The organism is Embleya sp. NPDC001921 (assembly GCF_053594475.1).
On sequence record NZ_JBSFEO010000006.1, the window covers coordinates 186,546 to 199,698 of the forward strand.

The following is a 13,153-nucleotide window of genomic DNA, read 5'->3' on the forward strand; positions in this document are numbered from 1 at the left end:
TCCGCCGGTCCTCGGGACTCGCGTCGGGTATCGATCAGGGCAGCATGCCCGGCCTGTCGACCACCGCGGTCTCCAACACCGCCGTGGTGTCGAGCACCTGTCCCGCCTCGATGCCGTCGGTCGCCTTCGTCGCGACCCTGCGCGAACCGATGTACCGCAACGTGTCCTTGTCGAAGATCAGTTCGTCGCGGACGCCGGGATTGTAGGAGTCGTATCGCACGATCGCGATGCCGTGTCGATCGGCGGCGGTGACGGCGTCCGGTACGACGAGCACGCCCGGGATCCTGGCGGCGGCCCGGTAGAGCGCGGCCCCCACGTGCGGCGGCATCAGGGATTCGCGGAGCAGACCGCTCACCAGGACGAAGGCGTCCTGGTCCGGGTTCCGGTCGTCCGCCTCCTTGTCGCCCTGGGCCCGCAGCCAGCGGTACATCGCGTCCGCGTCGGTCGGCAGGGTCGAAAGGTGCCGGTAGTTGGTGGTCGACTCGTAGCCGAGTTCGCCGGGACGCGCGTCGGCCTCGATCGGCTCCTCGTCGGCGCGGTGCGGCCGACCCGGCTCCCGGGACAGTCCCGGGCGGGAGCCGTCCACCGCCATCCACGCCTCACGCGGGTGCAGGGGGGCCAGTGTGGTGGGGATGCCGTCGCCGACCGTCGCCGAGGCGACCCGGCTGCGCACATAGACGTACTGGTCGTCCCGAACACCCTCCACCGCGTGCGACTCGGCCGCGACCATCGCGATGCGGTTGAGCAGTTCGGCGGCGCCACCGGTGGTGTCACCGTTGACCTGCGGGGCGAAGGCGAACGTCGCCGGTCCGGCCCGACCGATCGTCCTGGCGGGGTCGTCCGCGCCGTTCAGGCTGGCCCCCGCGAGAATCGCGAGGGCCAGGGCACCGGCCGCCGCGGGCCCGACGACGACGGGCCGCAACCACGCGGCGCGTCGGTAACGGCTCCCGGCCGGGGCGTGGTCGTGCCGAATCTCGCGCATCAGATGCTCCTTGATCTGCTGATGGCGACCCGGCGGAAGGTCCTTCTCGGGCAGCGACGTCGTGTCGTTCATTCGTTTCCTTCCTGGATGGGCCTGCTGGTGTACGTGTGGGCACCTCTCACCTGTCCCGAGCGGCGAAGCGGTTCCCGTTTCTCCGCGGCCGCGGCGAGTTTGCGCCGGGCACGGGAGAGCCGCGAGCGCACCGTGCCCACCGGAACGCCCAGCGTCCGGGCCGCCGTCGTGTAGTCGCAGCCCGACCACACGCACAGCGCCAGCACCTCCCGTTCGGTGCGGCGCAGCGTGTCCAACGCGAGCCGTACCGCGGCCAACAGTTCGGCGTCGTCGATCCGGCCCACGACCTCGTCGGAGAAGTCCCGCAGGACGCCGCCCGGTGGCAGTCGCGACATCGCGGCAGCGTGACGTCGGGCCGCGCGTCTGATGTTGCGCACGGTGTTCGTGGCGATCCCCAACAGCCACGGCCGCAACGACCCACCCTCGGCGTCCAATCGGCCACGCAGCCGCCACGCCTCGAAGAAGGTCAGGGACACGACGTCCTCGGCCGTCGACCAGTCCCCCGTCAGCCGGAAGGCGTGGTTGTAGACGGACCGTGCGTACTGATCGAACAACTCCGCGAAAGCGTCGTCGTCCCCGTCGCGAATGCGCGCGCGCAGTTTCCTCGTCATGTCCTTGGACCTGTCCGGCGGCATCGGCGGGTTCCTGTGACCGGCGCCACACATGATGCGACGCCGCGCGTGCGAGGCCGCCGGGGCACACCCGTGCGGGCGTGCGATCCGCGACGAAATCGCTCCGCCGTCGCTCCGCCACGCACGGTCGGGCAGGGCCTCGAGCCTCGCGCCCGGACACCGGTCGCCGCCGTCCTCTCCGCCCGGCCGACGGCCCGAAGCGCGTGACCGGACAGGCGCGGGTGGGTGGACGCCGGTCGACGACGGTGGCCCCGACTCCGGCACGGCGGGCGACCGCCGGGTGGGCAAGTCCCCCGAGTAGCATGACGTTTGCAGGACGCGATCACCGAACGAGGGCGGCCTGCCCGTCCCCGGTGCCGCGCGAGACGGGAGCGACGACCCGATGGACTCCGCCTTTGAGCGTTCACCCGAGCAGGAGGCCCTCATCACAGGCTGGACTCCGCCGGAGATCGACACCACCAGGCCGCACTCGGCGCGCATCTACGACTATTTCCTCGGCGGCAAGACGAACTTCGCCCCCGACCGGGAAGCCGCCGAGCAAACCCTGACCGCGGTCCCCTACGCGCGCACCGCGGCACGAGCGAACCGGGCGTTCCTGCTGCGGGCGGTCGAACACCTCGCCCGGCTCGGCATCCGGCAGTTCCTCGATCTCGGCACCGGCATCCCCGTCGAGGGCCGCAACACGCACGACGCCGCCCAGCGGATCGCGCCCGAATCCCGAGTGGTGTACGTCGACAACGACCCCATCGTCCTCGCGCACGCCCGCGCGCTGCTGAGCAGCCACCCCAACGGCGAGACCGCGTACATCGACGCCGACGTCCGCGACCCGGACGCGATTCTCGACCACCCCGCACTCACCCGGACCCTGGACCTCGACCAGCCTCTCGCCCTCATGCTGCTCGCGATCCTGCACTTCGTCCCGGACGACCGGAAGCCCACGGACATCCTGCGCCGCCTCACCCACCGCCTCCCCTCCGGCAGCCACCTGTTGCTCTCCCACCTGACCGGCGACTTCGACCCGGTCGGCACCGGCGGCGGCGCCAACGTGTACCGCAAATCAGGCATCTCGATGCAACTGCGCAGCCGCGCCGAGGTCGAAGCACTCGTCCCCGAAGGCTGGGAACTCCTCGAACCGGGCGTCGAACTCGTGTCCCGGTGGCACCCGGAACCCGACACCGAACTCCCGGACCCGACAGACATCGGCTGCTACGGACTCGCGGCTCGCAAGCCCTGAGCGAACCACACTCGGGGAAGCGGCCACACCGACCGCCACTCCACGGCGACTTCCGTGCCGGACAGGGCCCGATGGACGCCGGGCGGCTCGTCACCGGGTCGGGTTCCGGCGGATCGCCCGGCGCGGCGCGGCGCTACTTTCCGGGCCAGTCGGCGCAGGGCACGACCTCGAATCCCCGGCTGGGGAAGACCGCGTCCATGAAGAAGTCGTGTATCGCCGCGTCACCGTCGGCGCAGCCGTCGCGGAGCACGGTCACCCGGTAGCCGCGGTCCGCCGCGTCGTAGCACGTCGCGGCCACCATCGCGCTGGTCGCCACTCCGGCGATCGCGAGTGTGTCGACCCCCCTCGCGCGGAGCACCAGGTCGAGATCCGTGCCGGCGAACGCGCTTGCCCGGCGTTTCACCACGACGACGTCCTCGTCGACCACCGGCAGCGCGATCTCGGTTCCGGCCGATCCCTCGTGGAAGGTGTCCCCGGCCTCGTGGAACGTCCTGAACATCTCGTTGCCCGGCGGCAGATCGGCCCCGTTGCCCCGAACGGCGAAGTGCACGAACACAACGAGAGCACCGCTCTCGCGGGCACGCGGAAGCAGTTCGGTGAGCGTCGGTACGACGCGCGCGGCGAACGGGTACCCGCTCGTGATGCCCTGCTGGATATCGCCGATGATCAGTGCGGAGGTCACGACAGCCCACATCCAGTTGTGTATCCAACACCCGTGGTCGGCACGACAACCGTTCCGACGGCCACGATCATACGATCACCGACGGTCCATGACCGAAGCCGCCCTCCCGGCGAGCCCGCGGACGACGCCCGTCGCCCCCGATGCCCGACCCGCCCCCGCCGCACCATCGCGCACGTCTCAACTCGCCCGCGCCGTCCGGCCTTTCGGTGAACGACGTCCTCGAGGACCATCACACGCCGAACGAGGCGACGCGGGCTCGTCACGCGCGGCCCGAGGACGCCCCGAGTCCGCGGCACGTCCGCCCGGGCCGGGGTCGCCGAACTGCGCCATACCCCTACGCGCTTACGACGGACGCCGATGCAGCATGACGACCTCGAACTCCTCGATGCTGCGCAGGGTGACCCGAGCCTTCCGCAGCGCCTCGCCGCGCACCGCGGACTGCGCGGCGCGGGACGAGGCCAGCGCGGCCTCGTCGCGGTGGAGTGTGCCGACCGCGGCCCGCCCGGCGGCGCGGTCGATGAACAGTGCCGCCGCGACGAGTCCGTCGATGGCTTCGAGCTTCGCGCGTCCGAAGTCCTGGAAGGTCCGCACATACACGTCGGCGTCGGCGGGGTCGAACTCCGTACGGCCCATGCGCATGAAAGCGCCGTCGGGCACGTCGGGCATCGCCGTGTACGACGGTGCTTCCCATTGGTCCGTGGTCACGGTGTCGGCGAACGGCCGGAGCAGTTCCATCCGGCGCTCGCGCAGACGCGCGTCGCTTTGCGTGCGGGCGTCGGCGGTCTCCCACCACGAGCTCATCACGATCTTGCCGAGATCACGGTCGGCGAACAGTCCGAAGCGGCGGTAGCCGGCATTCTCGGACAGCAGGCCCGGGGCCTCACGAACGACCCCGTCCAGCGCGGCGTCGATCCTGGCCGGGTCACCCGTCGCGTACATGCTTCGAACGTAGAGCGTCTCTTGCATTGCCATCCCTGTTCTCGACCCGGCGGCAAGGCGCCGCCGGAATACGTGCGGCGGCTTCCATTGCACGGCGGCCCGCCTCGCCCGGCAATCGCGACTGAGCCAACCGGCCTCCTCGGGACTCGCTGACGCCGGCGGGAGCAGCCCGCCGGGCACCTCGTGCGTCGCCGCTCGTCATCGCCGCGACGGCGGTACCCGTGGGTACGCGGCCACCTCGGCCGCTCACCCCCGGTGGTCGGCGGCCGGGTTGGCGCGCGGGCGCAGGCGTTCGCCCTGCGGTCCGAACATGATCAGGTATTCGACCGGTCCATCGGGTGCGGCGTTGGCGACTCCGTGGGGTGTACGGGTGTCGAACTCCACGACCTCCCCGGCGGTGAGGACGAGGTCGTGTTCGCCGAGCGCCAGCCACAGCCGCCCGTACAACACGCACAGCCATTCGTACCCTTCGTGGGATACCTGTCGCGGGCGCGACGGCGGCTCGCCGTCGGCGGGCAGGATGTGCTTGTGGGCGTGCAGGCCCCCGACGTACCGGGTCAGCGACAACATCGTCTTGTCCTGCCCGGGCCGCCGCGGCGGGGCACTGCGCGCGCTCTCCGCCGTGGCGGACGCGGTGCCGGCGAGTTCGTCGAGCGTGACGCCGTACATCTCGGCCAGGTGCAGCAGCGCCTCCAGGGTCGGCTTGCGCCGACCGTTCTCGAAGCGCGACAGCGTGCTGAGGGAGATGCCGGTCGTTCGGCTCACGTCGGTGAGCGTGGCACCGTGCCGCTCGCGCACGGCCCGCAGCCGCGGGCCCATGGCCGCCAGTGCGCCCGCGGTGTCGTCGTCCGTCATGTTCGCCTCGCCCCTTCCGGTCGGGCCGCGTCCACCGCCCTGGCCTCCGAGTTTGCCAGGATGGCAAGCGATGTCGCGTCGGTCGGCCGCGGCATCGCATGATCGGTGCGTCACCCCAGCCACCCGGGAACCCCAGGAGGGGCCATGTACCAGCCCGCACCAGCCGCAGACCTGCGCCACCGCACCATCGAGGCACCCGCCGGCCGGCTGCACCTGGTCGAGCAGGGCACCGGGCCGCTGGTCCTGCTCGTCCACGGCTTCCCCGAGTCCTGGTTCTCGTGGCGGCACCAGCTCCCGGCACTCGCGGCGGCGGGCTACCGGGCGGTCGCGCTCGACGTACGCGGCTACGGCCGCTCCTCCAAGCCGGCCGCGACGCGGGACTACCGGATGCTCGCCCTGGTGGAGGACAACGTCGCCCTGGTACACGCTCTCGGCGAGGACGCGGCGGTGATCATCGGACACGACTGGGGCTCGAACATCGCGGCCGGCTCCGCCCTGCTCCATCCCGAGATCTTCCGCGCGGTCGGACTGCTGAGCGTCCCCTACGCACCGCCCGGCGGCCCCCGCCCCACCGACGTGTTCGCCCGAATGGGCGGCGAGGCGGAGTTCTACGTCTCCTACTTCCAAGAGCCCGGCCGCGCCGAGGCCGAGGTGGAGCCCGACGTCCGCGGCTGGCTCGCGGGCTTCTTCGCGGCCCTGTCCGCCGACACCATGCCGGCACGGGGCGAACCCGACCCGCACTTCGTCAGCCGCGGCGGCGGGCGGCTGCGCGACCGCTTCCCGAGCGGTCGGCTGCCCTCCTGGCTGACCGAGGGCGACCTCGACGTGTACGCCGCGGAGTTCGAGCGCACCGGCATGACCGGGGCACTCAACCGCTACCGCAACATGGACCGCGACTGGGAGGACCTCGCCCCGTACGCCGGCGCCCCCATCAAGCAGCCGTCCTTGTTCATCGGCGGCGGCCTGGACGCCTCCACGATCTGGATGGCCGACGCGATCGACGCCTATCCGTCCACGCTGCCGGGCCTGGTCTCCTCGCACCTCCTGGACGGCTGCGGCCACTGGATCCAGCAGGAACGCCCCGACGAGGTCAACCACGTCCTGACCACCTGGCTGGACTCCCTGCCCTCGGCCACCTGACCGGTCCCTCACCCCATGAGCCCGCTCGCCCCCCACCGGGACGTCCACCGCCGCGCGGCGGCCCGGGCCCAGGGCGTGTCTTCAATCCCCATCGGGCTCCGCGGCAAGGGCGCAGCGAGGAGCCCGAAGGGCGGATGCCGTGCATCGGCGTGCCGACCGACGAGGTGCCGCGGCGATCGGGATCGGCGTACTCCGGCTGTGGCTCGTGATCAATGGTGGGGCAGGGTAGGGACATGTCCACGCACGCGAAAATGTCGTTCCACCTCGAGACCGAGCGGCTCATACTGCGGCCGTGGGCCGAGTCGGACGCCGCCGAGTTCTGCGCCCTCCTCGCCGAACGCGGCAAGGAGACGCCCACGGTCGAGCACACCCGGACCGCCATCGCGAAGCTGCTCACCGCGACGGAGACCACGGGGATCGCCCTGCTGCCCATCCAGCGCCGTGACGAGGGCGACTTCATCGGCTACTGCGGGTTGATCATCGGCCGCTCCACCTTGGAGGAGCCTGAAATCGCGTATGAGCTGTTCCGGCGCGCGCACGGACGCGGCTATGCCACCGAGGCGGCCGGCGCGGTGGTCGACGCCGCCGTCGCGACCGGGCGGAAGCGGCTCTGGTCGACCGTCGGCGCGTGGAACACACCATCGTTGCGTGTCCTGGAGAAACTCGACTTCGAGCGGGACCGCGTCTCCACCGAAGACAGCGGTGAAGTGGTCTGGCTCACCCGCCCGTTGCCGTAACGCGGGATCGTGCTCCACGGCGGGGCGTCGGTCAGGGCTGCGGGAGCGTGCGCATGACGGTGTGCCAGGGAGTGGCCTCGAAGATCAACGGCGGAGCGGACGGCTCACCAGGCGGTGGCCGGTCCCGTCCATCGGAACGCCGATCCCCCTGAGGCCGCGTTTCCCGCAGCCAGGGTCCGGCGGGCGATGCGGACCACCGCCTCGTCGATCATCTTGCCGTCGTCGCCGACACACACCGCCTGTCCCGCGGCAAGGCTCGCCTCGAAACGCGCGACGAGTCGTGCGGCGCGCTCGACGGCCTCCGGTGAGGGAGTGAAGACGTCATGAACGACGCCCAGTTGATCGGGATGGATGCACGCCCGCGAACGGTAGCCGAGGCGGCGCAGCCGATCGGTGGAACGGCGCAAAGCGTCCAGGTCGCGGTAGTCGGTCGACACGGGGCCGACCGGAGGGGCGATGCCGGCAGCCGCCGAGGCGAGGACGATCCGGGAGCGGATCGCGAGGAGTTCCGATTCGTCGTCACCGGGTTCGATGCCCAGGTCCGCACACAGGTCCGCCTCGCCGACCTGGAGTCGCGTCACCCGGGGCGCACGGGCGACGGCGGGTGCGGCGAGGATCGCCGCCGCGTCCTCCAGCAGCGGGGACACCTCGGTCCGGCCCGCGTCGACGCCCGTCTCGTGCTCCCGCTCGGTGAGGACGTCGTGCAGTGCGCGCAGTTCGTCGAGACCCGCGCACTTGGCCTGGACCAGACCGCGCAGGGCGGGCGCCACGACGGCACGGGCATCGACGAGGCCCGGCGTACCGGAGTTGACGCGGACCCAGATCGCGCATCGCCCTTCGGGGTCCTGCCGGGTCAGCCATCGCGCGACCTCGGCGCGCGCGGCGGATTTGGCCGAGGCGGGCACGGCGTCCTCGAGGTCGACGATGACCGCGTCCGCACCTCGGGACAGTGCCTTGTCGAGCATGGCGGGTCGGTCCCCGGGAACGTACAGCCACGAGCGGCCGGTCATCCGGTCCGCCCGTCCGCCCCGAGGCGGACTCGTCCACGCCGGGCGGGAGTCGGCCCGCCGGCGGGCTTCGAGGGCACGTGCTCGATGACGGCGATGATGTCTCCTCGCGGGCGCGCGGGGCACGGCGGTGGGCGGACTGCGCGGTCGTGCGGCGGGAGCGGGATGCTCCGCCACCATAGCGTGACTTTCAACCGATGAAGTTGGTCGGGCGGCGAGCGCGGCAGTCGAATCGAGCGCTGCGATCGCGCCCGGTGCGCGAACTGCTCGACGTGCCGGCGAACTTCGCCGAGCATTTCACATCCTTCGACCCGGACGCCGACGAGTCCGGCCGCGCCGCGTCCGCAGCCGTGACCGGATCCGTTCGGTTGACGCTTCGTAACGGGTCCGGTGTGATGTGGGGCGTCCGTCCACGGGGGACGGCCCGGCCGTCCCGGCGTGGTCCGGGCGGGAAGTGGTGGGACATGGAGCCGTTGCGCGCAGGGGATCCCCGGTGGTTGGGCCGGTTCCGGTTGCTGGGGCGATTGGGATCCGGGGGCATGGGTCGAGTGTTCCTCGGTCGCGAACCGGGTGGTGCGGTCGTGGCGGTGAAGCTGGTGCACCCGGACCTGCTGGAGCAGGGCGGGCCCGAATTCCGGCGCCGGTTCGAGCGGGAGGTGCGGGCCGCGCGCAGCGTGCCGGCAGAGTTCACCGCGACGCTGGTGGATGCCGACCCGGGTGCGGAAGTCCCCTGGCTGGCCACCCGGTTCGTGGTGGGGATCCCGCTCGACGAGGCGGTGGCGCGGTTCGGACCGCCGCCCGAGAACTCGCTCCGGGAATTGGCCGCCGGCCTGTTCGCCGCGCTCGCGGGCTTCCACACGGCCGAGCTGGTGCACCGCGACATGAAACCGGCCAACGTCATGCTCGCCGTCGACGGCCCGAAGGTGATCGACTTCGGGATCGCCCTCCCTTCCGGGGCGACCGACCTGACCCGGACCGGACACACGGTGGGGACCCTGGGCTTCATGTCGCCGGAGCAGTTCGAGCGCTCCGACGTCGGACCGGAAAGCGACGTGTTCTCGTGCGCGGCGGTCCTGGCCTACGCGGCCACCGGACGCCCGCCGTTCCCCGGCGACACCTTGCCGGTGCTGTTCGCCAACCTGACCCTCCGCGAGCCCGACCTCGACGACGCCCGGCCGCGCTCGCCCCCGCGATCCGAGCCGCACTCGCCAAGGACGCCGCCGGCCGCCCCACCGCCCGGCAGGCCCTCGCACTGCTCCCCACCCCGCCCACCCGGGTCGGCGGCGACCCTGGCTGGCTGCCACCGGCCCTGACCCACGCCATCCTGCGGGTGGCCACCGCCGCGCTGCACGCGCCCGACCCGGCGGACGCTGCCGAGGCGGTCGACCCGGCGAACGGCGGCGACACGGTGACCGACCCGGCGAACGCGGGCGACACGGTGACCGACCCGCCGACCGCCGCACTCCTCCATGCCGCCCCGACCCGGAACCTCGTGCCTCGGCGAGCGCCCCGCCCGAGCCCGGCGGAGGCGAACGTGGTCGGTACGGATCCCGATGTCGAGGGCGACCACCGCCCGGTGCCGCACTCCGGCGAGCCGGCACCCGAACGCAGGCACCGAAGAGCCCTGCTCGGGGTGATGATCGCGGTTCTCCTGGTTGCCGCGGTCGCCATCGGTATCCGGTCGACGGCAGGCGGGGACGACAACGACGCCCCGGCGCGGACGGACGCCCGGCCCGGCGGCACCACGCCGGCTGCCGCACCCACGACCGCCACCACGCCGACCGGGCCGGTGGGCTTGGGTGGGGCGGTCGAGCCGTGTGCGGCGGTCGACGATGCCATGCGCGAGCGGTGGGGCCTGAGCGCGGGTCAGGCCTACCGCCCCGACGGACACTCACGGATGGTGTGTTCGTGGACGCTGCTCAACTCCCAACGCCGAGCGACCGCGGACATCATGCTCGTCTATCAATACGGCCCGGACGACACGGTCAAGGAGCCCGAGCCGAGCCCGATTTCGTTGGCCGGGCTGCCCTCCCCCACGATACGCGCGAACAGCTACAAGCGGACCTGCGAAATCGCCTGGTCCACGACGTTCGGGAGTGCGTTCGTGAACGTGTACAGGGTCGGCGACGGACCGGAGCGGGACCTCTGCGGTGTCACCGCCGAGTTCACCGACTCGGTGGCGGGTAGGGTGCCGAAGTGATGCCCCGTCGAAGGTGAGTTCGGGTGGGAGCGTCTGCGGGGGGATGTCGCGTTCTGTACCTGCGCGACCCGGGTGGGCACTGTTACGTTCCTCGTGGCGGAACGCTGTCCCACCGACGGCGCTGGGTGGCTCCGAGGAACGGGAGAGTGCGTGAACCACGGCGAACAGGTGCTCGCGTACCGCGCGTTGGCGTTACAGACCGCGTGCAGGGCCGTCAACGCGTTGAACGACACCGACGCACGGACCGCGATCGCCGACGCGATCGATCGCATCGACGGGCAGATCGGCGCGAGCATCGCGTTCCTGGGGCCGGACGTGCGCCTGGTCGTACTCCCCGAGTACGTACTCACCGGCTTCCCGATGGGCGACCCCGTCGACGCGTGGGCGCGCAAGGCGGCACTGGCGCCGGACGGCCCCGAATACACCGGGCTCGCGTCCGTCGCCTCCCGTCACGACATCTTCCTGGCGGCCAACGCGTACGAGACCGACCCGCACTTCCCCGGCCTGTACTTCCAGGCGTCCACCGTGCACGACCCGACCGGGACCTGCGTACTGCGATACCGCCGGCTGCACTCGCTGTACTCTCCGACGCCGTACGACGTGTGGGATCGCTACCTGGAGGTGTACGGGCCGGATGCCGTCCTGCCGGTGGCGCACACCGCCATCGGCGCGTTGGCGGCCATCGCCTCCGAGGAGATCCTCTACCCGGAGCTCGCGCGCAGTCTGGCGCTGCGCGGCGCCGAGGTCTTCGTGCACTCGTCCGCCGAGGCCGGTAGCCCGTTGGCCACGCCGAAGGACGTCGCCAAGTCCGCGCGGGCGGTGGAGAATCTCGCGTACGTGGTCTCGGCGAACACCGGCGGCCACACCGGGACCGCGATCCCGGCCGCCTCCACGGACGGCCTGTCCAAGATCGTCGCGTTCACCGGGCAGGTCGTGGCCGCCGCCGGCCCGGGCGAGTCCATGGTCGCCAACGCCGAGATCGACCTTGCCGCGCTCCGCCGGTACCGGGCGCGCCCGGGCATGGGAAATCTCCTCGCCCGGGTCAAGTGCGGCCTGTGGGCGAGCGAGTACGCCCGCCACGACGTCGAGCGCCCGCACGACCTGGACGGCGGCGTTCCCGATCGCGGACACTTCGCGGCCCGCCACCGCGAGTCCCTGGACCGCCTGCGCGAGGCGGGAGTGGTGACCTGATGTCGTCCACGCCACGCCGTTTCGACCAGCGTGTGACGGACACCGGTGCCCGTGTCCCGCTGGACCCCGACGTGCCCGTGCGCAACCCGCGCACCGGTGTTTGCGACCACGTCCTCGCGGCGCCCACGCTCGGCGAACTCAAGGCGTCCTGCGCGCGCCTGCGCGCCGCCCAGCCGGACTGGCTGGCGCTCGGCGCCGCCGGACGGGCCGCGATACTCGAACGCTTCGCCGACCGGCTCGAGGCGCACCGGGACGCCATCGTCGCCGCGCTCGTCGTGGACACCGGCCGCGTGGTGGAGTCCGGCATGGAACTCGACATCACCGTGGCGGGACTGCGGCGGTGGGCCGCCCGGGCTCCCGCGCTCTTGGAGCCGGGTGCGCCGCGCCGTTCGGAGATCCCCTGGATCACCATCCGTCGCGCCCACCGGCCGCATCCCCTGGTGGGCGTCATCAGCCCCTGGAACCTTCCGCTGCTGCTCGCCCTCATCGACGCGATCCCGGCCCTCGCCGCCGGCTGCTCGGTGCTCGTCAAACCGAGCGAGGTCACCCCACGCTTCGTCGCGGCCGTGCGCGCCGCGTTGTGCCACGAACCGGAACTGGCGGGCGTTCTGGAGATCGTCGAAGGCGCCGCCGGGACGGGTCGGGCGATGATCGCCGAGGTCGACGCCGTCGCCTTCACCGGCAGCGTGCCCACCGGACGCCTGGTCGCGCGCGCGGCGGCCGAGCGGCTGATCCCCGCGTTCCTCGAACTCGGCGGCAAGGACGCGGCCGTGGTCTGCGCCGACGCGGACCTCGAACACGCCGGTTCGGCGATCCTGTGGGGCGGCACCGCCAACGCCGGACAGTCGTGCCTGTCCATCGAACGCGTCTACGTCCAGCGCCGGGTGTTCGCCGCTTTCACGGCGCTGCTCGCCGACAAGGCTCGCCGGCTGGGCCTGGCGTACCCGGACCCGTCCGCCGGCGGCCTCGGACCCATCATCGATCCCGCGCAGGCGGCCGTCATCGAGGACCACCTCTCGGACGCCTACGCGAAGGGCGCGACGGCGCTCACGGGTGGGGCGTTCGAAACCCACGCCGGAGGCACCTACCTTCGGGCGACCGTACTGACGGATGTGGACCACGGCATGCGCGTCATGAAGGAGGAGACGTTCGGCCCCATCCTGCCGGTGATGCCGTTCGACACCGTCGAGGACGCCTTGGCGCTCGCCGACGACAGCGACTTCGGGCTCTCGGCGGCGGTCTTCGCGAAGGACGTCGACGCCGCCGCGGCCGTGGGCGCCCGACTGTCGGCGGGAGCGATCAGCGTCAACGACGCCGCGCTGACCGCCGTGCTGCACGAAGGGGAGAAGAACGCGTTCAAGCAGTCGGGACTGGGAGGTTCGCGGATGGGCGCCGCCTCCATCGAGCGTTTCCTCCGACGCCAATCACTGCTCGTGCACGAACCCACGACCGCGAACCCCTGGTGGCACTCCCTCTGATCGG

General features: G+C 72.0%; 13 protein-coding genes. 7 read left to right on the forward strand and 6 right to left on the reverse strand.

Translation table 11 applies throughout. The annotated features are described in order from the left end of the window. Positions 1-34: 34 nt before the first annotated feature. Positions 35-1,054 carry a CU044_5270 family protein gene (locus ACWCPW_RS09470; RefSeq protein ID WP_449760977.1) on the reverse strand — a complete coding sequence of 340 codons (1,020 nt, stop codon included), beginning with the start codon at positions 1,052-1,054 and terminating at the stop codon, positions 35-37. After that, positions 1,051-1,665, reverse strand: a complete 615-nt coding sequence (locus ACWCPW_RS09475) for an RNA polymerase sigma factor (protein WP_449760978.1) — start codon at positions 1,663-1,665, stop codon at positions 1,051-1,053. Before ACWCPW_RS09475 ends, ACWCPW_RS09470 begins: the two co-directional genes overlap by 4 nt. Positions 1,666-2,068: 403 nt before the next feature. On the opposite strand from ACWCPW_RS09475, the gene ACWCPW_RS09480 reads away from it, so the two are divergent. Further along, the gene (locus tag ACWCPW_RS09480) at positions 2,069-2,920 is read left to right on the forward strand and encodes an SAM-dependent methyltransferase (RefSeq protein ID WP_449760979.1); all 852 of its coding nucleotides are present in this window, start codon (positions 2,069-2,071) and stop codon (positions 2,918-2,920) included. A 133-nt stretch (positions 2,921-3,053) separates the two neighbouring features. Here ACWCPW_RS09480 and ACWCPW_RS09485 read toward each other — a convergent pair whose 3' ends face one another. The 3 genes from ACWCPW_RS09485 to ACWCPW_RS09495 all read right to left on the reverse strand — a co-directional run bounded on the left by ACWCPW_RS09485 (position 3,054) and on the right by ACWCPW_RS09495 (position 5,396). Further along, positions 3,054-3,602, reverse strand: a complete 549-nt coding sequence (locus tag ACWCPW_RS09485; RefSeq protein WP_449760980.1) for a cysteine hydrolase family protein — start codon at positions 3,600-3,602, stop codon at positions 3,054-3,056. Positions 3,603-3,944: 342 nt separating this feature from the next. Then, the gene (locus ACWCPW_RS09490; RefSeq protein WP_449760981.1) at positions 3,945-4,541 is read right to left on the reverse strand and encodes a hypothetical protein; all 597 of its coding nucleotides are present in this window, start codon (positions 4,539-4,541) and stop codon (positions 3,945-3,947) included. A gap of 246 nt (positions 4,542-4,787) precedes the next feature. After that, positions 4,788-5,396, reverse strand: a complete 609-nt coding sequence (locus tag ACWCPW_RS09495; protein WP_449760982.1) for a helix-turn-helix domain-containing protein — start codon at positions 5,394-5,396, stop codon at positions 4,788-4,790. Between the two features lie 144 nt (positions 5,397-5,540). On the opposite strand from ACWCPW_RS09495, the gene ACWCPW_RS09500 reads away from it, so the two are divergent. Together ACWCPW_RS09500 and ACWCPW_RS09505 are read left to right on the forward strand one after the other, a co-directional pair. Further along, positions 5,541-6,536, forward strand: coding sequence for an alpha/beta fold hydrolase (locus ACWCPW_RS09500; protein WP_449760983.1), 996 nt, complete (start codon positions 5,541-5,543; stop codon positions 6,534-6,536). Positions 6,537-6,769: 233 nt separating this feature from the next. Continuing rightward, positions 6,770-7,273 (forward strand): GNAT family N-acetyltransferase, encoded by a 504-nt coding sequence (locus tag ACWCPW_RS09505; RefSeq protein ID WP_449760984.1) that lies wholly within the window; start codon positions 6,770-6,772, stop codon positions 7,271-7,273. A 104-nt stretch (positions 7,274-7,377) separates the two neighbouring features. Here the strand turns inward: ACWCPW_RS09505 and ACWCPW_RS09510 are convergent, their stop codons facing one another. Next, positions 7,378-8,283 carry an HpcH/HpaI aldolase/citrate lyase family protein gene (locus tag ACWCPW_RS09510; RefSeq protein ID WP_449760985.1) on the reverse strand — a complete coding sequence of 302 codons (906 nt, stop codon included), beginning with the start codon at positions 8,281-8,283 and terminating at the stop codon, positions 7,378-7,380. A gap of 461 nt (positions 8,284-8,744) precedes the next feature. On the opposite strand from ACWCPW_RS09510, the gene ACWCPW_RS09515 reads away from it, so the two are divergent. The 4 genes from ACWCPW_RS09515 to ACWCPW_RS09530 all read left to right on the forward strand — a co-directional run bounded on the left by ACWCPW_RS09515 (position 8,745) and on the right by ACWCPW_RS09530 (position 13,149). Further along, positions 8,745-9,593, forward strand: a complete 849-nt coding sequence (locus ACWCPW_RS09515; RefSeq protein ID WP_449761108.1) for a serine/threonine-protein kinase — start codon at positions 8,745-8,747, stop codon at positions 9,591-9,593. Between the two features lie 17 nt (positions 9,594-9,610). Beyond that, positions 9,611-10,480, forward strand: coding sequence for a hypothetical protein (locus tag ACWCPW_RS09520; protein WP_449760986.1), 870 nt, complete (start codon positions 9,611-9,613; stop codon positions 10,478-10,480). Between the two features lie 150 nt (positions 10,481-10,630). Beyond that, the gene (locus ACWCPW_RS09525) at positions 10,631-11,671 is read left to right on the forward strand and encodes a nitrilase-related carbon-nitrogen hydrolase (RefSeq protein WP_449760987.1); all 1,041 of its coding nucleotides are present in this window, start codon (positions 10,631-10,633) and stop codon (positions 11,669-11,671) included. After that, positions 11,671-13,149, forward strand: coding sequence for an aldehyde dehydrogenase family protein (locus ACWCPW_RS09530; protein WP_449760988.1), 1,479 nt, complete (start codon positions 11,671-11,673; stop codon positions 13,147-13,149). The genes ACWCPW_RS09525 and ACWCPW_RS09530 overlap by 1 nt, the downstream gene beginning before the upstream one ends. Positions 13,150-13,153 lie beyond the last annotated feature (4 nt).

Coding starts and splice junctions, on each gene's coding strand:
- ACWCPW_RS09470 (WP_449760977.1), bottom strand. CDS start 1,054: ATGAACGACACGACGTCGCTGCCCGAGAAGGACCTTCCGCCGGGTCGC.
- ACWCPW_RS09475 (WP_449760978.1), bottom strand. CDS start 1,665: ATGACGAGGAAACTGCGCGCGCGCATTCGCGACGGGGACGACGACGCT.
- ACWCPW_RS09480 (WP_449760979.1), top strand. CDS start 2,069: ATGGACTCCGCCTTTGAGCGTTCACCCGAGCAGGAGGCCCTCATCACA.
- ACWCPW_RS09490 (WP_449760981.1), bottom strand. CDS start 4,541: ATGTACGCGACGGGTGACCCGGCCAGGATCGACGCCGCGCTGGACGGG.
- ACWCPW_RS09495 (WP_449760982.1), bottom strand. CDS start 5,396: ATGACGGACGACGACACCGCGGGCGCACTGGCGGCCATGGGCCCGCGG.
- ACWCPW_RS09500 (WP_449760983.1), top strand. CDS start 5,541: ATGTACCAGCCCGCACCAGCCGCAGACCTGCGCCACCGCACCATCGAG.
- ACWCPW_RS09505 (WP_449760984.1), top strand. CDS start 6,770: ATGTCCACGCACGCGAAAATGTCGTTCCACCTCGAGACCGAGCGGCTC.
- ACWCPW_RS09510 (WP_449760985.1), bottom strand. CDS start 8,283: ATGACCGGCCGCTCGTGGCTGTACGTTCCCGGGGACCGACCCGCCATG.
- ACWCPW_RS09515 (WP_449761108.1), top strand. CDS start 8,745: ATGGAGCCGTTGCGCGCAGGGGATCCCCGGTGGTTGGGCCGGTTCCGG.
- ACWCPW_RS09530 (WP_449760988.1), top strand. CDS start 11,671: ATGTCGTCCACGCCACGCCGTTTCGACCAGCGTGTGACGGACACCGGT.